Annotated in this window: 22 protein-coding genes; 8 read left to right on the top strand and 14 right to left on the bottom strand. The window is 62.0% G+C overall.

The genetic code is table 11. From position 1 onward, the window contains the following. Positions 1 to 52: 52 nt before the first annotated feature. The 4 genes from IVB22_RS05420 to IVB22_RS05405 all read right to left on the bottom strand — a co-directional run bounded on the left by IVB22_RS05420 (position 53) and on the right by IVB22_RS05405 (position 3617). Positions 53 to 1576, bottom strand: coding sequence for a tripartite tricarboxylate transporter permease (locus IVB22_RS05420; RefSeq protein ID WP_247516279.1), 1524 nt, complete (start codon positions 1574 to 1576; stop codon positions 53 to 55). Further along, positions 1576 to 2055, bottom strand: coding sequence for a tripartite tricarboxylate transporter TctB family protein (locus IVB22_RS05415; RefSeq protein ID WP_247516278.1), 480 nt, complete (start codon positions 2053 to 2055; stop codon positions 1576 to 1578). Before IVB22_RS05415 ends, IVB22_RS05420 begins: the two co-directional genes overlap by 1 nt. Continuing rightward, positions 2052 to 3014, bottom strand: coding sequence for a tripartite tricarboxylate transporter substrate binding protein (locus IVB22_RS05410; protein WP_247516277.1), 963 nt, complete (start codon positions 3012 to 3014; stop codon positions 2052 to 2054). Before IVB22_RS05410 ends, IVB22_RS05415 begins: the two co-directional genes overlap by 4 nt. Positions 3015 to 3359: 345 nt before the next feature. Further along, on the bottom strand, positions 3360 to 3617 hold the full coding sequence (locus tag IVB22_RS05405) for a DUF3551 domain-containing protein (protein WP_247516276.1): 258 nt from the start codon (positions 3615 to 3617) through the stop codon (positions 3360 to 3362). Positions 3618 to 3920: 303 nt separating this feature from the next. On the opposite strand from IVB22_RS05405, the gene IVB22_RS05400 reads away from it, so the two are divergent. Beyond that, positions 3921 to 4280, top strand: coding sequence for a PRC-barrel domain-containing protein (locus IVB22_RS05400; protein ID WP_247516275.1), 360 nt, complete (start codon positions 3921 to 3923; stop codon positions 4278 to 4280). A 551-nt stretch (positions 4281 to 4831) separates the two neighbouring features. Here the strand turns inward: IVB22_RS05400 and IVB22_RS05395 are convergent. Further along, on the bottom strand, positions 4832 to 5047 hold the full coding sequence (locus IVB22_RS05395; RefSeq protein WP_247516274.1) for a hypothetical protein: 216 nt from the start codon (positions 5045 to 5047) through the stop codon (positions 4832 to 4834). Between the two features lie 444 nt (positions 5048 to 5491). Here IVB22_RS05395 and IVB22_RS05390 point away from each other — a divergent pair, with 444 nt between their 5' ends. Further along, positions 5492 to 6004 (top strand): ClpXP protease specificity-enhancing factor SspB, encoded by a 513-nt coding sequence (locus IVB22_RS05390; protein WP_247516273.1) that lies wholly within the window; start codon positions 5492 to 5494, stop codon positions 6002 to 6004. A gap of 4 nt (positions 6005 to 6008) precedes the next feature. Here IVB22_RS05390 and IVB22_RS05385 read toward each other — a convergent pair whose 3' ends face one another. From IVB22_RS05385 to IVB22_RS05370, 4 genes are all read right to left on the bottom strand, one after another. Then, complete coding sequence (locus IVB22_RS05385; RefSeq protein ID WP_247516272.1) at positions 6009 to 6821, bottom strand: hypothetical protein; 813 nt, start codon at positions 6819 to 6821, stop codon at positions 6009 to 6011. 55 nt (positions 6822 to 6876) lie between these two features. After that, on the bottom strand, positions 6877 to 7704 hold the full coding sequence (locus IVB22_RS05380; RefSeq protein ID WP_247516271.1) for a 2-keto-4-pentenoate hydratase: 828 nt from the start codon (positions 7702 to 7704) through the stop codon (positions 6877 to 6879). A gap of 68 nt (positions 7705 to 7772) precedes the next feature. After that, positions 7773 to 8138, bottom strand: coding sequence for an RNA polymerase-binding protein DksA (gene dksA, locus IVB22_RS05375; protein WP_092509290.1), 366 nt, complete (start codon positions 8136 to 8138; stop codon positions 7773 to 7775). Positions 8139 to 8339: 201 nt separating this feature from the next. After that, positions 8340 to 8951, bottom strand: a complete 612-nt coding sequence (locus IVB22_RS05370; RefSeq protein WP_247516270.1) for an NAD(P)-dependent oxidoreductase — start codon at positions 8949 to 8951, stop codon at positions 8340 to 8342. Between the two features lie 114 nt (positions 8952 to 9065). Between IVB22_RS05370 and IVB22_RS05365 the strand changes: the two genes are divergently transcribed. Further along, entirely contained in the window at positions 9066 to 9455 is a 390-nt protein-coding gene (locus IVB22_RS05365) for a helix-turn-helix domain-containing protein (protein WP_247516269.1), read from the top strand. 36 nt (positions 9456 to 9491) lie between these two features. Here the strand turns inward: IVB22_RS05365 and IVB22_RS05360 are convergent, their stop codons facing one another. After that, positions 9492 to 9905, bottom strand: coding sequence for a flagellar assembly protein FliX (locus IVB22_RS05360; RefSeq protein WP_247516268.1), 414 nt, complete (start codon positions 9903 to 9905; stop codon positions 9492 to 9494). A 266-nt stretch (positions 9906 to 10171) separates the two neighbouring features. Here IVB22_RS05360 and IVB22_RS05355 point away from each other — a divergent pair, with 266 nt between their 5' ends. From IVB22_RS05355 to IVB22_RS05340, 4 genes are all read left to right on the top strand, one after another. Then, positions 10172 to 11290 carry a flagellar basal body P-ring protein FlgI gene (locus IVB22_RS05355; RefSeq protein ID WP_247516267.1) on the top strand — a complete coding sequence of 373 codons (1119 nt, stop codon included), beginning with the start codon at positions 10172 to 10174 and terminating at the stop codon, positions 11288 to 11290. Further along, positions 11290 to 11646, top strand: coding sequence for a flagellar assembly peptidoglycan hydrolase FlgJ (gene flgJ, locus IVB22_RS05350; RefSeq protein ID WP_247516266.1), 357 nt, complete (start codon positions 11290 to 11292; stop codon positions 11644 to 11646). Before IVB22_RS05355 ends, flgJ begins: the two co-directional genes overlap by 1 nt. A 20-nt stretch (positions 11647 to 11666) precedes the next feature. After that, on the top strand, positions 11667 to 12158 hold the full coding sequence (locus tag IVB22_RS05345; RefSeq protein ID WP_247516265.1) for a hypothetical protein: 492 nt from the start codon (positions 11667 to 11669) through the stop codon (positions 12156 to 12158). A 147-nt stretch (positions 12159 to 12305) separates the two neighbouring features. Beyond that, positions 12306 to 12695, top strand: coding sequence for a flagellar protein FlaG (locus tag IVB22_RS05340; protein ID WP_247516264.1), 390 nt, complete (start codon positions 12306 to 12308; stop codon positions 12693 to 12695). A gap of 7 nt (positions 12696 to 12702) precedes the next feature. Here the strand turns inward: IVB22_RS05340 and IVB22_RS05335 are convergent, their stop codons facing one another. Then, positions 12703 to 13068: a hypothetical protein gene (locus tag IVB22_RS05335; RefSeq protein ID WP_247516263.1), complete on the bottom strand. Its 366-nt coding sequence runs from the start codon at positions 13066 to 13068 to the stop codon at positions 12703 to 12705. A gap of 19 nt (positions 13069 to 13087) precedes the next feature. Beyond that, positions 13088 to 13453, bottom strand: coding sequence for a flagellar biosynthesis regulator FlaF (flaF, locus tag IVB22_RS05330; RefSeq protein WP_247516262.1), 366 nt, complete (start codon positions 13451 to 13453; stop codon positions 13088 to 13090). A 490-nt stretch (positions 13454 to 13943) separates the two neighbouring features. Here flaF and flbT point away from each other — a divergent pair, with 490 nt between their 5' ends. After that, the gene (gene flbT, locus IVB22_RS05325) at positions 13944 to 14372 is read left to right on the top strand and encodes a flagellar biosynthesis repressor FlbT (RefSeq protein WP_247516261.1); all 429 of its coding nucleotides are present in this window, start codon (positions 13944 to 13946) and stop codon (positions 14370 to 14372) included. 73 nt (positions 14373 to 14445) lie between these two features. On the opposite strand, the gene IVB22_RS05320 is transcribed toward flbT, so the two are convergent. Further along, positions 14446 to 16323, bottom strand: a complete 1878-nt coding sequence (locus IVB22_RS05320; RefSeq protein ID WP_247516260.1) for a flagellar protein — start codon at positions 16321 to 16323, stop codon at positions 14446 to 14448. A 7-nt stretch (positions 16324 to 16330) separates the two neighbouring features. Then, positions 16331 to 18211 carry a flagellar hook-associated protein FlgK gene (gene flgK, locus IVB22_RS05315; protein WP_247516259.1) on the bottom strand — a complete coding sequence of 627 codons (1881 nt, stop codon included), beginning with the start codon at positions 18209 to 18211 and terminating at the stop codon, positions 16331 to 16333. Positions 18212 to 18242: the final 31 nt, after the last annotated feature.

The following is an 18242-nucleotide window of genomic DNA, read 5'->3' as shown; positions in this document are numbered from 1 at the left end:
TCGGGCCTGGATCGGCGGCGACGCGGGCTGCCGAAGGGCACCTCGTTGCGGCTCAAAAATCCGGCTCTTCCTCAGCCAACCGATTCTGGTGGCGCCAATGCTGCCATATCGCCAGCACGACCGAGGCCGCCGCCGCCAGCAGCAGCAAGCCGGAGATCGGCCGCGTCAGGAAAAGCCAGGGATTCGCGTCGGTCATGATCGCGCGCACCAGGTTGATCTCGATCTGGTCGCCAAGAATCAAGCCGAGGATCAGGGGCGCGAGCGGGAAGCCGAGCTTGACCAGCACGTAGCCGACGACGCCGAACATCAGAAGCACGTAGACGCTCTGCATGGTATTGTTGAGCGCGTAGGCGCCGACGACACAGAGCACGAGCACGACCGGCGCCAGCACCGCCATCCGCACCGAGGTCACACGCAGCATCAGCGGCATCAGCACAATACAGATCAGCAGCATGCAGGGGTGCGCCAGAATGTAGGCCGCATAGATGCCATAGGCGATATCGGGGTTTTGCGAGATGAATAGCGGTCCCGACTGAATGCCGTGGATCGTCATCGCGCCGAGCATCACGGCGGTGACAGCGTCACCGGGGATGCCGAATGCCATGATGGTCATCAGCGAGCCGCTGACATTGGCGTTGTTCGAGGCTTCCGAAGCGATGATGCCCTCGGGGTGCCCCCTGCCGAAACGCTCCGGCGTTTTCGAGAATTTCTTGGCCTGGTCATAGGCCATGACGCTCGATGCGCTGCCGCCGATGGCAGGCAGGATTCCGATGATCAGCCCGACGATCGTTGACCACGCGAGCAGGAACGGCTGCTTGAAGATTTCCAGGTTCACCTTGAGGTGCGAGAAGCGCTCAAGCTTGGTCCCAACCAGCGATTCCACCGCCTGGCCGCGCGGCGAATTCAGCTTCTCCAGATCGGTCATGATCTGGGCGAAAGCGAAAATGCCGATCAGCACCGGGAGGAACGGGAAGCCGCCGCCGATGAACTGCGAGCCGAAGGTAAAGCGCGGCACGCTACCGATCGGATCGTGGCCGACCACCGTGATCAACAACCCGATGGCGGTCGAGATCAGTCCCTTCAGCAGCGAGGATTCCGTGAGACCTGCCACCATCGCCATGGCGAGCACGAACAGCGAGAAGTATTCCCACGGCCCGAATTCCAGCGCGATCGCCGCAAGCGGCCCGGTGAGGAACACCAGGAACAGAGCGCCGAGCAGGCCGCCCCAGACCGAAGCCCAGACGCCGAGCCAGATGGCGCGGCCCGGCTCGCCGTTGCGTGCCATTGGAAAGCCGTCGAACGTGGTGGCGATCGAAGAAGGCGAGCCAGGGATACCGAGCAGACAGCAGGCGATGAGGCCGCCGGTAGAGCCGCCGACATAGACGCCGGTCATCGCCGCAAGGCCCGCCAGCGGATCGAGCCCGTAGGTGAACGGCAGCACAACGATGACCGTCATGGTGATGGTGACGCCCGGCAGAGAGCCGCCGATCACGCCGATGAATGTGCCGGCAAAAAGCGGCAGCAGGTATTTCCACTGAGCGATGTTGACGAGGCCGTTCCAGAGCAAATCGAGCATCAGAAACCCGTCCACGCACCGCGTGGCAGCAGCACCAGCAGGTATCGTTCAAAGACGAAGTAACTCGCCATGGCGGTGCCGAGCGCGATCGCGGCGAGTACACCCCATTGCCGCGCCGTTCGCGGCCGGTCCAATGCGGCCTGCAACGCGCCGACGAACAAGACCGTGGCGACGCGAAATCCCACGAGCGGCAGCAGAACCACATAGGCGCCGACGATCGCGAACGCGATCACGACCAGGCGATAGTTTCGTCGCGGCGCGTCGCCCTCGCCGGCTGCGGCCGCCGGGCGGCGCTTCATGAGATCCTGCAGGACCAGCAGCGCACTCGCGGCCGCCATCAACGACAGCACGATGGCCGGGTAAAAGCCCGGCCCGACCGGAACGATGGGAAGGGACGGAAGCTGGAACGACTTGACCAGGAGTACCAGGCTGACCGCGAGCAGGATCAGCCCGGCAATTCCGTCGCGGCCGGTACTCATTTCTTGATCAGGCCGAGATCGGTCATGACGACCTTGTTCTCGTTGTCGATCTTGGCGAGGAACTGCGCATAGTCATTGGCATTGAGGAACGCCACGCGGGTGCCTTGCACTTTCATCGCTTGAGCGAAGCTCGCCTCCTTGGTCGCCTTGGCGCAGCCCTCTTCGAGCTTGGCGCGCACCGGCGCGGGCGTCCCTTTGGGGACGAGGATGCCGCGCGCCACTTCGTACACGATGTTCATGCCGAGATCCTTGAGCGTCGGCACGTCGGGCGCTTCCGGATCGCGCTTCTCGCTCGCGATCGCGATGTAGCGCAGCAGGCCGGCTTCGACCTTGCCCTTCTGCGTCAGGTTGGAGTCCGTAAGGTTGATATGACCGCCGAGCAGCGCATTCATCCGCGGGGCCAGGCCGTCGTAGGACACGAACTTGAATTTCACGCCGGCCGCCTTCTCGATCATTGCCGGGAAGATATGGCTGGTCGAGCCGAGCGTGGCGCCGACGGTGATCTCGCCCGGCCGCTTCTTGGCATCGTCGGCGAGTTCCTGCCAGTTCTTCCAGGGCGTTTTGGCGCTTGCGGTCAGTACCGAGGGCGTCGCTGCGACCAGGCAGATCGGCTCGAAGTCGCTGTATTTGACGTCACTGATGCCTGCGTAGAACGTCAGGTGGATATAGTCGTGCACGGCGTAGACCGTATAGCCGTCGGGCGCCGCTGCCTTCGCCTCGCGCGCGCCGGTGGTGCCGGATGCGCCGCCGACATTGGCGACGACCACCGGCTGGCCGATGTGCTTCTGGAATTCAACGGCGAATGGCCGGAAGATGTTGTCGGTATCGCCGCCCGCGGCCCATGGCACGATCATCTTGATGGGGCGGTCGGGATATTGCGCCATCGCCGGCGCAGATAAAGCAGCCAGCACCCCGATCAGCGCGGCAGCGCCGGCCATCGTCACCAACGTCCTTGCCATCCGTCATCTCCCGGTGTCGTCTCGTGGGCCATTCAGGCTCTCTGTCGGGACAATAACAGCCAAGCCCCGCATGGGAAAGCCCTGCGGCGGCTCGCATGCCCGCGACTGCGAGCTGGTGATGGACGTGCTGTGCCGTTCTAGCGGGCATAATCCCAAGTGGACACCAGTCATTGGAAAAGATCATGCCCAAATAAGAGTCTTATCCCGAGCTCCCACACTCCATCGCGAACCTGGGCGCGATGAGGTGTATCAACGCGGCCCTCGCTAGCTCCCCTGGCGAGGGCCGTGGTCGTTTTTGAAGGGCGTATCGCGAAAGGTAACGAATGCGACTGGCGCCGTTCGATTTCAGTTCGAACGACGACGCGCACGGCTCTTGTCAATGAGCTGGGCGTTGGCGCTGAAGTTGCGATTCTCCACACAAGAAGCCGTCCGGCCCGAAGCCGCGGCCCGGCACTGCGCGCTGGTGGTGAAGATACACTCGCCCGTCCCGCCGGCGAAGTCGTCGCCCTGAATGCAATAAGGGTAATCGTTCGCAGAGGCCGCGTTAATGCCGGTGAAGAAGACAATTGCCGATGTCACGAAGGCAAGAAATACTATACGCATCTTTCCCTCCTACGTTTCCTTCGACATTCGTTGCGCCCAATCTCGGAAGCACCGCGTGAGGCGTTTCACATCGCGAGGGTCACTGTTAGGTGATCGAGCGCGCTTCAGGCCGCGTCGCGATTTCTTCGCGGGCAACTGCCGCGACAACCACGATCAGCAATCTTCGCTTGTCCAAAACGTAACACAGGAACCGCGCTACTCGCATGACTTCACTGCTTATGGCGGCGACGCGTAGCTCTCCTATCAGGAACGTTTCCTCGCGCGCTTCGTTTTCCGTCCTTCAAATGTCAGCTGGAGGAAACCATGTCTTTGGAAGCAAGCGAAACCGGCAACCTGATCGGCAGCGACAAGGTCGAGGGAACTGCGGTCTACGGCGCCGATAGCAACAAGATCGGCTCGATCGAGCGTGTCATGATCGACAAGAAGAGCGGCAGGGTGTCCTACGCCGTGCTCTCCTTTGGCGGTTTTCTCGGCATCGGCGACGACCATTATCCGCTGCCCTGGCAATCGCTGAAATACGATACCTCGCTCGGCGGCTACGTCACCGGTGTGACGGAAGCACAGCTCAAGGACGCACCGCATTACCGCAACGACAACACCTGGAACTGGAGCGACCCGACCAGGACCCGCGCCGTCAACGACTACTACGGCGTCGCGATCTGATCTCTCTCACGCCTTTACTTCCGAAGGGCCCGCCTCGATGGCGGGCCCTTCTGCGAACGCGGGTGCGCTCGCCTGTCAGCGGAGAACTATTCCTGCTGCTTTGCGTTGGGATCTGCGGGAGACAGAGCAATGGGAAAATTCTTCTTGATCATTATCGCCATAAGCGTCGCCGTCCTGCTGGCGATGAGCGCGTATGTCATCAGCCTGTGACGGCGATGCGATTGCCAACCGCTCGGCTAGAAGCGCCGCTGCGGAACCGGGCCATTGGCAGGTTTGTCATTTCCCCATAGTGCGCGTTCGATCGTGCCGCCCTAAACCATCGGTCCTTTGATGAGGAGCGCCGCGCGCGAATCTCCAGGGACGCAGCCGCCGGTGCCGCCGCGAGAGAAGCGAAACAGCGCTTTCGCGTCTTCTCGACAAGGTCGCGAAAAAGGCAGGCTTCAGCGCCTCTCGGGGGGAGGAGATTGCGCCGAAGCCTGAGAAGGTTACCGCGTGTCTAGCGACACGATTGCATAATTTTCCCGGTCAAGAATCGTTCCTTCCCCGGAACGTCACTTCTTCATGGTTTCGCCGGGAGAAATGGCATCGCCCTTCTTGTCCACGGCGCCCGCAGTCCCCGTACCTTGCGTGCTGGTGTCCTTCGGCGAAGGCCTGGAGCTGCCGGTCGTCGTGCCGGTCACGCCGTTCTTCATCGCGGGTGCGCCACGAATGCACGCAAGCGCGCTGCGCCCAATCCCCACAACAATGACAATGCTGCGAATCGTCACGGACGATGCGGTGGCGCGCCAGCGTCGTGTGTGCAAGTTTGTCGCAGGGCCCCATTCCCTGAGTACGCAACGGCGCGCAAACGAAGGGCGCTCAGGAGTTCGGTCGGCAGCCATGCCCGCCCGACACGATGGTTAACGAAGCTGCGGGCGGCACGATCGAATTAGTCCTGGCATCCGCTATTAGCGCCACGCAGGCGAACCTTCTTCGAGCCCGACCAGGTTTTCGATTAACCATTAATTTTCCGGCGACGGTGGCGAGACGAACTCGTCGTTGGCGAGAGCACGACTTAAGCCGTTAAAGCCACTGCACAGGGAGCATCAGGTGATCCGGAGTACCTGTGGTGACGGTGTGCCTGCGACCAATGCACACGGGCTGCGGGTGCCCGACCCGCATCCCCCTGCGCCCTCTTTCTTTTTTGAAGGAACCAGTTAGCATGACCTTGGGTGAAGCGAGCCGCGGCAACGCAAACACACAGCCAGTTGTCGTTCGTCCTCGCAGGCAGGCGATCGAGTATTCCAGAGACAGCAGTGATGGACACGACAGGTCGCGGCGTGCTGGATACCCCGCAAGTGCAGGGTATGGCCATCTCCTATGCAACAATGCTTCTCCTCCTCGCGACCCTCATCCCGGCCTCGCCTGCGTTTGCCGAGCCGTGCAGCAAGCCTACGTCGCGCACCAGGATCGCCGAGACGCTCAAGCTCGCCTCGGAGCAGCGGCCGATCAATATCACGTTCCGCACCCACGCCGAGGGTGTGAAACTGTCGATCGGCCTCAAGTCGAAATATCCCGACGATATGACCATCATCCTGCAGAATGACTTCGAGCAGTTGAACATAAAGGACGACCGCTTCGAGGTCTTGCTGCGATTGATGGGGAATCGGGAACGACTCAGCGTGCCCTTCAATGCAATCAAGGCATTCTGGGATAAGTCCGATCTGAAGTGCTCCGACGGCTGATGCGTCACTCCGGCGTCGCGCGCCGGATCAGGGCGCAGAGCCCCGTCATGCGTGCGATCGGATGTTCGACGAACAGTCGGCAGGAAGCGAGCGCGCCCTTCAGCGTATCTGGTGGCGCGGCAGGTTTCAGTTGCGGCGCGAGAACAGCGCCATGAGCATACCCAAGCGCGCGAGTCGAAAGCGTCAGCGCATTTAGCCGCCCTTCCCGCTGCAGTGGCGCGAGCATGGTTCGCACCAGCGCCAGATAGGCCGGCCAGTAAGCGAGATGCCGGTACATACTCGCGATCAGCTGCGGCTCGGTGTCTTCGCCGAAGGAATTCAATTCGCCGACCAGCGCCGCCACTTCGGGATCGAGCGCATCCATCGGCGGCAATTCCGGGATCTTGGCGCCGGACGGTTTTGGCGCGGTATCGGCGGCCGTTACGGTATCGGCCGGGCGCGGCTCGTAATGCGCCAGCAGCGCCGAGAGCACGACGAGTGCGAGCGCGTTGGTATGTTGATAGCTGTCGAGCACGTCACGGATGAGCGCGCGTTCGGTCTCGTCCACGCCGGCGGCAGCCAAGGTGTCGGTGGAGAAGCCGGGCCAGTCCGGTAGCGCGATTGTTTTCCTGACGGCTTCGGCATGCAATGGGCCGTCGCCGAGATAGAGCGGGCGGACGGTGGACCACGTCCATTCCAGCGCGCCCGGCATGGTCGCGAGGTTGCGCCAGATCAGGTTGACCACGCTGGTGCCGAGAACTTTTCGAATATCGGCATAGATGTCGGCGATTTCACCTGTCGCGTCTGATTCGAGAACCGACGGAACGCTTTCTGCCATTACACACCCGGACCGTAGGGTGGGCAAAGCGCAGCGTGCCCACCATCTCTCACAATCATTGTGCTGAATGGTGGGCACGCTTCGCTTTGCCCACCCTACGATTCATTTGAACTTCGCTTCCACCGTCCCCATCCAGCTCCATCTTCACGCTGTCGCCCGCATCGAGCCACACGGTTTTCACCAGACTGCCCGTGAGCACGATCTGCCCGGCATGCAGTCCCTTGCCCTCTTCGGCGAGATGATTGGCGAGCCAGGCGAGCGCGTTGTGGGGATGGGCGAGCACGTCGGCGCCGGTGCCGCGCCCGGCTTCCTTGCCGTTGACGATGGCGCGGCCCTTGACCGTGAGCAGGTCCGGCGCCTTGGTGCGCCCCACCGCCTTGCCGAGCACGCAGCCGGCGGCGAAGAAATCATCGGCAACGAGCGTCGGCGCGCCCATCGTCTCCCATTTGACGTAACGGTCGTCGACGATCTCGATCGCCGGGTGATAGGCCTCGATCGCCTCCATCATCCACTCCGCGGTGAACGGGGCCTCCGACGGCGCAAGATTGCGTGCGAGCCGCATCGCGATCTCGCATTCGACGCCGACACGGACATAGTCGCCGTAGCGCAGCTTGGCGCCGCTGTCGTGAACGCCCTTGGCAAACACGCCGCCGGCGCAGGGATGGGAGATGTCGAGATATTGCTGCATCACCGCGCTGGTGCAGCCGATCTTGTAACCGACCAGGCTGCCTGTCTGCGGCAGCAGGAGGTCGTGGACGGCGCGTTGAATGCCATAGCCTGCCGCCTCATCGCCGGGCACGAGCTCAGCGGGAAGCGAGGCCAGCGGCGCGCGGTTGCGGCGGGCAGTAGCGATGGTCTGTGCGGCCGCAAGAATGTTGTCCATCAGCGGCGGCTTTCTTGTTGCAAGGCGCAGCGCTGATCGCACACGGCGGTCAGTCGCCCGTCAATGCCCTACTCGTCCCGGTAAACCTTCTCACGCTTCTCGTGACGTTCCTGCGCCTCCACCGACAGCGTTGCAATCGGGCGGGCCTCCAGCCGTTTGAGCGAGATCGGCTCGCCGGTCTCCTCGCAATAGCCGTAGGTGTTGTCCTCGATGCGTTGCAGCGCGGCGTCGATCTTGGAGATCAATTTGCGCTGGCGGTCGCGGGCGCGCAGTTCGATGGCGCGATCGGTTTCGGAAGAGGCGCGATCAGCCAGATCGGGATGATTGACGTTCTCTTCCTGGAGGGTCTGCAGGGTAATCTTTGATTCCCTCAGGATCTCGTCCTTCCACGCCAGCAGCTTGGCGCGAAAATAATCGCGCTGGCGGTCGTTCATGAAAGGCTCTTTTTCGGAGGGTCGATAATTCTTCAACTTTTCCAAGGCCAGCCCATCTTCACGTGCAAGGCGGGGCGGAAAATTGTCCGTCCGCGCCGGCCTTATATAGCGGCGGGTTGTGACAGACAATATCGTCCGTCCCCGTGGGAGTACCGCCCCCAAGGCCTTGCACAGGCAAAACTATCGGGGCGGCCCGCTGCCTTAATATCCGACCGTAAAACGCTTACGGATATGGGCAGGGCGTTCGATCTCGTCGGCGAGTGCAACTGCGAAATCCTCGAAGGAAATCGAGCTTTTGCCGTCGTCAGCGGTCAAAAGCTGGTCGGTCCCGAGACGGAACTTGCCGGTTCGCTCGCCGGCCACAAACAAGGCCGAGGGCGACAGGAAGGTCCAGCTGAGTTCCTTCTCGGCCCGTAGCAGGTCGAGGAACGCGGCGCCCTTCTCGGCTTCCGCCTTGTATACCAGGGGAAAGCCGGGGGTGGTGACCAGCCGGACACCGGGGGCCGCTTCGAGGCTGCCGGCGCCGCCGACGACGAGGTAGCGGGCGACCTTCGAATCCCTGGCGGCCCCGATCAGCTTGAGCGGATCGCTGGCGAGAAAGTGGACCGAACTGATCGCCGCATCATGGCCGGCCAGGAGGCGGGTCAGCGCCGCCTGGTCCATGAGGTCGCCTTTGGTTGCAGTGACGTTGGCCTCGCTTGCGATCTTTTCGGGATGGCGGGCGATGGCGGTCACGCTGTGACCGCGGCGGGCGATCTCAGTGGTGATGCGCGAACCGGCATTGCCCGACGCGCCGATGACGGCGATTTTCATGGAAGTCTCCTTTGCGATACGCGAATGTGGTATCCAATGGTGACTAGATAGCGAAAGGGATGTAAGTGTGAAGAGAGCACTTTTGGGTCACCTGATTACGCCGGAGTAACCGCCGTGAAAGCCGCCAATTCGAAAACCCCGAACGCTTATTCGGCCGATTGCCCGACGCGCCAGATTCTCGATCGCGTCGGCGACAAATGGGCGGTGTTAATCCTGCTTCTCGTGCGCGGCGAGCCGATGCGTTTCAATGCGTTACGCCGCACCATTGAAGGCATCTCGCAGAAGATGCTGAGCCAGGTTCTCAAGTCGCTCGAACGCGACGGACTGATCCGGCGACGCGCGATCGCGACCGTGCCGGTGACGGTGGAGTATTCGATCACGCCGCTCGGCGCCACGCTCGCCGGCGCGGTCGATCCGTTGCGGGAGTGGGCGGAGAAGAACCTGAAGGAGGTGCTGAACGCGCAGCGCCGTTACGACGCGGCGCGCAAGGACATGGCGGCGTGAGCTACACCGCCCTCATCCGATGACATGCGCTGAAATCTAGAATCGGCCGGCCTTTGCCAGCTCGACTTCAACCCGCAGCTCAATCTCGGACAGCACCGCATCGAGGCCGGGATCGCCGGAGGAGGATTTCAAATTGGCCGCGGCGTCGCGCAGCCGGTTCATCGTGGAAGCATCGAGATTGCCGGAGAGCAGTCCGATCTTGAGCTCGTCGAGCACATCGAGCGCGCCCCTACCCCGCGCCACCGAACGCTTGCGGCGCTCGGTCGGATCTTCGACACCCTGCAGCGCAAGCAGCGCATCGATGTTGCCGGCGGCCCTGGGTGCTGCGGCCGAGCGCGGCTCCTCGGGAGTCGACGGCGCTTCTGGCAGCGAGAAGCCGCTTGAACTGGTTCGCCGCGTGTTAGTCGCGGCCGATCCAAGCGTGGTGCCGTTCGGTCCGTAGATGCGCATCGTGGTGATCTCGGCGTGAGAATAGAGGGACCTTCGCCTCCTTATGGTTAATGATGCGTAAATAGCCCGGCAAAATCTGCCGACATGCGGCAGTTTCGCCCATCGTGGTGAAGCCGCCGCGGCATCATGCCTCCGACGAACATCCAGAAATATCAAGGCATTGCATCAGAAACACGACATGGCACGGCGTTCGCATAGTTAATGGCGGACCGCCGTCATGGGAGTGGCGTCAGCGGTCCGGTTGAAGACCTCGAGGGGAGCACAGGATGCCCGGCATCCGTTCGGCAAGACTGATTTGGGCGGCCTGCGCCGCGCTGCTGGCGCTGGGGCTATCGCCCGCGGGCGCGACCTCGCGGATCAAGGATCTCGCCAATATCGAAGGCGTGCGGCAGAACCAGTTGATCGGCTACGGCCTCGTGGTCGGCCTCAACGGCACCGGCGACACGCTGAACAACATCCCCTTCACCAAACAATCGCTGCAAGCGATGCTCGAGCGCATGGGCGTCAACATCCGCGGCGCCACCATCCGCACCGGCAACGTCGCCGCCGTCATGGTCACCGGCAACCTGCCGGCGTTCGGCACCCAGGGCACGCGGATGGACGTCACGGTGTCCGCGCTCGGCGATGCCAAGAACCTGCAGGGCGGCACCCTTCTCGTCACCCCCCTGCTCGGCGCCGACGGCAACGTCTATGCGGTCGCCCAGGGCTCGCTTGCGATCTCCGGCTTCCAGGCAGAAGGCGAAGCCGCCAAGATCACCCGCGGCGTGCCAACCGTCGGCCGCATCGCCAACGGCGCCATCATCGAGCGCGAGATCGAGTTCGCGCTCAATCGCCTGCCCAATGTCCGGCTGGCGCTGCGCAACGCCGACTTCACCACCGCCAAGCGCATCGCGGCGGCCGTCAACGATTTCCTCGGGGTCAAGACCGCCGAGCCGATCGATCCCTCCACGGTGCAGCTCGCGATCCCCGCCGAATTCAAGGGCAACGTCGTCGCCTTCCTGACCGAAATCGAGCAATTGCAGGTCGAGCCGGATCTCGCCGCCAAGATCGTCATCGACGAACGTTCCGGCATCATCGTGATGGGCCGCGACGTCCGCGTGGCCACCGTGGCGGTGGCGCAGGGCAATCTCACCGTGACGATTTCCGAAAGCCCGCAAGTCAGCCAGCCCAACCCGCTGTCGCGCGGCCGCACCGTGGTGACGCCGCGGACGGGGGTCAGCGTCAGCGAAGACGGCAAGAAATTCGCGGTCGTGAAAGACGGCGTCTCGCTGCAGCAGCTCGTCGACGGCCTCAACGGGCTTGGCATCGGCCCGCGCGACCTGATCGGCATCCTGCAGGCGATCAAGGCCGCCGGCGCGATCCAGGCCGACATCGAGGTGATGTGATGGACACGAGTCTTATCAATGGCATCGGCGCATACTCGAAGAAAAAGACTTCGCTGATCAACGGCCGCAACGATCCGCAACTCGCCGACGCGCTGAAAAAGATTTCGCCTGAGGCGCAAAAAAAGACGCGTGCCAAGGCCCAGGAGTTCGAGGCGATGTTCCTCAACTCGATGTTTTCGCAGATGACCTCCGGCGTCAAAGGCGAAGGGCCGTTCGGCGACACGACCGGCACCGGCGTCTGGCGCTCGATGCTGACGGATGAATATTCGAAATCCTTTGCCAAGTCCGGCGGCATCGGCATTTCCAACGACGTCTTCCGCACCTTGATCCTGCAGCAAGCCAACCGCGCCGGCTGATCCAAAAGGAAAACCCGAAAATGAATCAGCGTCCTCAGGCCACCCCCGCGCCGGCACCAGCAAGAGCGATCTCCACGCCGGCGGAAGCGCGCAAGCTCGCGGAAGATCTCATGGACGTGATGAGCGGCCTGCTCGGCATCATCGAACGCGAGACCGAACTGGTTCGCGCCGGCAATGTGCGCGAGGCGATGCGTCTGGAGGAGAAAAAGGGCGAGCTGTCGCGCCGATACATGGTCGCGGTCGAGAATCTGAAGAATGCCCAAAAATATCTGGCGCAGGTATCGCCGGAATTGCTGACCACGCTACGCCGCCACCACGACACCTTCCGCGCGATGCTGCAGATCAACCTCACCGTCCTTGCGACCGCGCACGCGGTATCCGAAGGCATCGTGCGCGGCGTCAACGCCGAGATCCAGCGCAAGAACATTCCGAATACCTATACCGCTTCGGGACAACGCGCCGTGCCGGGACCGCGCAACATCACCCCGCTCTCGGTCAGCCGTTCGCTGTAGGCGATAATTGGCTACAATTTTCGCTAAATTTGCGCGTCCGCGGCAGCGCGGAATTGAGCGTATTCCCTAACACCGCGTTGAGAGGTGCCGGGCTATATTGTGTCGACGAGGGGTTGGGATTTGACTCGCGCAAGCCTGGAGGCTGCCATGAGTACAGATTTCAACATCAAACCGGTGGGGGCACCGGTTGCCGCGCCGATCGTTCAGCACGTGAGCGAGGCGGCACAACATGCGGTCGCGACCGAACTGCCGGCGAGCCAGAGCGTCGCGGCGGTTGATTCAAGCGCGCGCGCCAGCACCGATTCCGCGGCCGTCCGCGTCTCCATTTCGAATGCTTCGGTGTCGAACCAGTCGAACCAGGTGGTGATCGACCGCGACGCGCGCGCCGTCGTCTATCAGGTCATCGATACCAGGACGAGCCAGGTGGTGAAGCAGTTTCCCGAGGAAGCCGTGCTGCGCCGTCGCGCTTATTTCCACACGCTCGACCTGACCAGGGATGCGCCTCAGCGCCTTCGCGCGACCGACCGCCAGGCCTGAGCCAATTTTAACTAGCGCGTGATGCGTAGGCCTGGTCGAGATAGGTCTGGCCGCTCGACGGATCGGTGACGACGTTCTTGATTTCCGCTTTCCCAAGGGCGGTCAGCGTGAACTTGGTGTCGCCGATCCGGAACGCATTGTCCTTGATCAGGACTTCCTGAAACTTGTTGGTGCCGCCGCTCTGGTACTGCACCTTGGCGCGGAAGCCCGTGACGTTCGAGACCGTGATCTTGAACGTCTTCTGATCGGCGTATTTTCCAGTCCAGCTGCCTTCATAGAGATTGGGATCGACCGCCACGTACGGGGTCTTGGACGGTACGGTCAATCCCACCGTCTTGTAGTTGGCCGATATGATGTTCCAGAGGTCAGCCATAGCGGCACACTCAATCGAATCAGCCGCGGCCTGAAAGGCCGGCAGCGAGGTTGCAGTTGATTTCGATCAACGACTTCAGCTTGGCCGGATCCGGATTCATTTGCATGTCGACGGTCTGCTTCATCACGAACACACCGATGTTCGCGATGTTCTGACGGACTTCGATCGGTTGAGGATTGTCGTTGGTCTCCACGGCGCTCATGAAAATCGACCAAAGCCTGCGATTGAAGAGCAACGCACTGTGCATGGCCGCGTCGGGACCGTTCCAGTTGGACTGGACTTCCTTGAGTTGCCGTGCGGCCTTCAGCAGCGCCTGCGCTTCGATTTCACGGGGGGACGTCGTCGTTTGAGATGTACGCGCGTAGGCCTGGGCTGCATTAGACATTCACGAACCTCGATCGGAGCGGTTTGCAGGACCGCGGGATTTCGAAAAACTGCCCAACTTTCATACAGGTGGCGCCTTTAAATATGGTTAGCAAGAGTTACCGATTGTGTTGGTAGTCCGGCAAAAAATCCATATTTGCGGCAGCATGCCGGCCGCCAGGTTCTGATGGAATTAAGATCGAAGCCAAAATTCTCGGCTTCGGTGCTTTTCTTCATGCGGACGTTTTTTTGTTCGCGACTCCAGAAGAAATCCTCGCCCGAAAGAAAACGGCGGGGTCTCCCCGCCGCCTTGATCGTTGAGGTCGCCGTCCCGCTTGGCGCAAGAGCGCCGCGTCCGAATCCACTCCGTATTCCTACGGACCGTCAGCGAAAAAGCCCCGCCAGACGGGCACTAATCGCATGTTCACCATTGGTTAACCATCATCAGGAAGGATGCCGAATCTGCCGGCGGGCAATCGACAACGCGCGAAAGCGTCAAACGGAGAACAGGCATGGCCTTGAAAGTCGAGCTCAAACCGCACGAGCGAATCATCATCGGCGCCTGCGTGGTCACCAACACCGACCAGCGCGCCAGGCTGCTGATCGACGGCGACAGGATTCCGATCCTGCGCGAAAAAGACATCCTCACACCCGAGGTCGCCGACACGCCGGCCAAGCTGGTCTATCTCGCCGTGCAGCTCATGTACCTGTCACCGGATCCGATGGCGCACCATCCGACCTATTTCAGCCTCGTGCGCGACATCCTGACCGCGATGCCGAGTGCATGGCCCTTCATTGAAGGGATCAACAACTACATCCTGAACGGCGATCTCTATCACGCACTGAAGGAATCCAAGAAGCTGATCGGGCATGAGGAGCAGATTCTCGAAAGCGCCCGAAAGCTCCAGGCGTGCAATGAGCCCGACCGCAAGTCCGCATAACCATCGTCACTTCGCCAAACGAAAAGGCCTCCGCAAGGAGGCCTTTTTTGCTTTTGAAGCTGACAAGCTTTCGTCACATCGGCAGGTACTTGGTTAGCGTGGTCTGGTAGAGCATCGACGTGGTTTGATAGGAGGCCTGCAGGCTGGTCTGCAGCGCCAGTATCTTGGTCGCGACCTCGTCCGGGTTGATGCCCTCGATCTGGTCGAGCATGGTCTGCGCCATTCCCTTGAGCTGGGTCTGGCGGTCGGTCGAGCCCTTGATGGCATTCTGTGCGCCGGCGAACTCCGCCTGCATGTCCTGAATCGATTGCTGACCGGTCTGTGGCGCCAGGTTTGCCGAAATCCGCTGCTGCAGCGCGTTCACCTGCGCCTTCGAATTCGGATTGGCGGCATTGGTCGTGACCGCGGAATACACCGCGATATTCTGCAACTGATAGCGCAACGCCTGCTCGTTGGCGCGCGCGCCATACTGCACCGTGATCGACTGGTCGATGCGCGCGATCGCGGTGCCGCGCGGCGAATCGGTACCGACTTCGCCCGTGTACCACGAGACGGTATTGGCGGATGTGCCGCCGATCAGATTGGTGGCCGTGGCAAACGGCGGACCGTTGACACGCAACGGCGCCGGATTTGCACTCGCCGTGGCGCTGAAGCCCAGCGCCGCGAACGCGGCCGCGTTAGAACTGGAAACCGTCAGGCTCGCCCCGTCACCACCGTGCAGCGCAATTACGCCGCCGGTAACCGTCGATGGCGTTCCGGTGCCGGTGATCGAATCGATCTTTGCCAGCAAGGTCTGCACGCTGTCGGTGATGTTGAGCTGGTTGCCGGTCGCACCCGATGCGACGAAGGTGATCGGCGTGCCGTTGACCGTAATCGTATCGCCCGCCGCAAAGCTTGCCGCCAGCGAGTCCGTTCCCGCCGCGCCCGAGAGCAGCGTAGCGCCGGTGATCGGCCCTGGCACCGTGGCCTGATTGTTGACCGCAGTCCCCGTGACGGTAGCGGACGGATTGAAGAAGTTTTCGGACGCCGCGATCGCGGACGCGGCCACCAGCGACGTGTCGCTCAGCGTCTGGATCGAAGACGTCAATGCGGCCTGCAGGTTCGCGGTGGTCGCAACCGTATCGACGCCAATCAGGAACGAGCCTGTCGGCGGCGGGTTCGTCGTCGTCGCGGTCAGCGCGATCGACTCGGTGGTGCCGTCGGGTAGGTTGAAGTTGAACGTGATCTTGTCACCATCGTTCGGATTGACGGCGCCGAGATCGACGGTGACGGCCGGCGGCGCGCCGGCTGGCTGCGTCACGGTCGCCCCCGTCAGCGACGAACTGACCGCACCGAGCTTCAACCCGAACGATGAACCCTCTTCGGCCAGGCTGGTCACGGTGGTCGTCAACGGCGGCGAGGAGACCGTCAAATGCGCCATGTTGCTGACGCCCTGATCGGCCTGGCGGCGTTCGTTGATCAGTTGCTTCAACCCGGCCTGCGTTCCCACGCCGTCGAGCATGACGTCGGCCGGCACCGTCGCTGATGTGTCGGTGGTGCGTCCGGAAAACAGATAGCGGTCACCGGTCTGGCTGTTGAGCAGCGACACCGCGTTCGAGAACGCCGCCTGCGCCGTGATCTGGCCGGAGGTTTGACCGTTGTTGTTGAGCACGATGGTCGACGTACCGGCCGCTTTCTTTACGGATGTGCCGATGTCGGCCAAGCCCTGCAGCGCAAGGTTGGCGGCGTTGAGCCTCGTATTGACGTTGGTCGCGGTATCCTTGAAGGCATCGATGCTGCTGACCTGCGCGCGCAAACTGAGCGCAAAGCCGCGATTGGCGCCCTGCCCTGCATAGGTCGTCGAGACCCGGCCGCTGGCGAGCTGCTGTGTCAGATCATCGAGTTGCTTACGGATATTGAGGATCGAGGTCCCGATATAGGATGTTCTGCCGTTAACGCCATCGATCGACATGAAACCCTCACATGGCCTGCATCAGCGTATCGTACATCTGCTTGATGGACGACATTACGCGCGCGTTGGCGGAATAGGCGTTCTGCAGCGCGAGCAGATGCGCCATCTCGTCGTCGATATTGACGCCCGAGGCATCCGTCACCTTCTTCTGCAGCGTGTTCAGCACCACAGACTGACCGTCGGCGAGTTGCTTGGCGGCGGTCGCGGCTTCGCCCTGTTGGCTGATGAACTGCTTGGCGAAGTTGACCAGCGTGCCGGTGAACGGAGCGCCGGTGGTCCCGATGCCGGTCTGCGGCGAATAGCGATAATTCCCCGACTGCAGCTGCGTCAGAATGAAATCGGAACGCGTGGTGTCGCCCGAAGGCGTCAACGGGCTGGTGGAGAACACGATGGTGCGCGAGGGGTCGCCAAGCAGCCCGAGATTGACGCTGATGCGACCGGCGAGACCCGTCTGCTGCGAACCGTTGGCGGTGAGCGCGCCGGTAAAGAGCCCGCCATTATCCGTGAACAGCGGAAGCTGTGGGTTGCCGCTGGTGAGCGAAGACATGGTCGTGGTGACCGACGCCGCGAGCACGTCAGAACGGTTTGGCGCGCCATCATCCAGAACGCGCAGCGTAGAGCCGGAAGGATTCGAAAACTGCAGATCAGCCGACCCGAGCGCGGCGTTGAGCTGGGAAACCACCGAGGCCATACCGCCGGCAAAATTGATGCCCAGCACTTCATCGTTCGGATCGAGCGTCGCGGTATTGCTCAGCGGCAGAACGCTCGGGTCGTCGACGCGCACGATCGACAGATTGTGCGTAACGCCGGTGGTGTTGTCCTTGTAGCTGACGCGGATGACGTTGCCGGATTGCAGGCCCGTCAGATCGAGATCATAGCCGGCCTGCGGCATCACGGACGCCGGAGCAGCGGTGCCGGCCGTCGTCTTGTCCGACAGTGCGCTCGCCATCGACGCCGCGAACTGGTCGATCTGCGCCTGCGCCTTCACCAGCGTGTTGTCGCGCAGCTCGAGATAGGCAGCGATCTTGCCCGAACGGATCGAGTTGGTCGACACCAGATCGTAGCTGCCGCCGTGCGGGAAATTGATCGCGATGGTGCCGACGTTGTTCTTCGTCGGATCGGAATTGTACAGCGTGTTTGGCGTTATCGTGCCCTGCGGATTGAAGCTTAGCTGTGCAGCCTCGGTGCCGACCAGTTGCACGCCGGAGTTCGTGAATACGGTCACCTGGTTGAGGTCGTTGACGACCGTTCTGATGTCCATCAAACTCGACAGTTGAGTAATGTACTGGTCGCGCTGATCCAGAAGCGATGCCGTCGCGGCGTCCGTCTTGCCGTTGTTCTGGAGCTGGTTGTTGATGAACGCGATCTGGGCCATCGCGTTGTTCGCCGTAACGATGGAATCGTTGATGCCCATCTCGGCGTTGGCGCGAAGATTTTGAATCCCCTGCGTCGCCGCATTGAGCGTCTGCGCCATGGTCTGTGCGGCGGCAACCGCGCTGATCCGCGCCGACTGCGAGTCTGGGCTGGTCGATAAGCCCTGAAAGGCGGTCAACAGCTTGTTGAACGAATCCTCGATGGTGCCGGTCTCAGCCGGATTTCCGTAGACGTTCTGCAGATTGGCAAGGAAGGTCGAGCGGATATCGGCATAGGCCGCGCCGGAGGTTTCCGTCCGCAGTTGTGTCTGCAAATACTGGTCGAGCTGCCGATCGACGCCGTGGAGCAGAACGCTCGAGCCGTAGTCGCCGGTCACGCCGGCGGACTGGATGATCGACTTCCTGACGTAACCGGGCGTTTCCGCGTTGGCGACGTTCGATCCGACCAGCGCGATCGCGGCTTGCGTCGCGCGCAGGCCGGACATTGCGGTGGAGAGAGCTTGACTCAAACCCATGACTAATTGCCCATCTCAAATCGCATCGCGA

The organism is Bradyrhizobium sp. 190, assembly GCF_023073415.1.
GTDB lineage: Bacteria > Pseudomonadota > Alphaproteobacteria > Rhizobiales > Xanthobacteraceae > Bradyrhizobium.
This window is presented reverse-complemented; position numbering and strand designations above follow the sequence as displayed.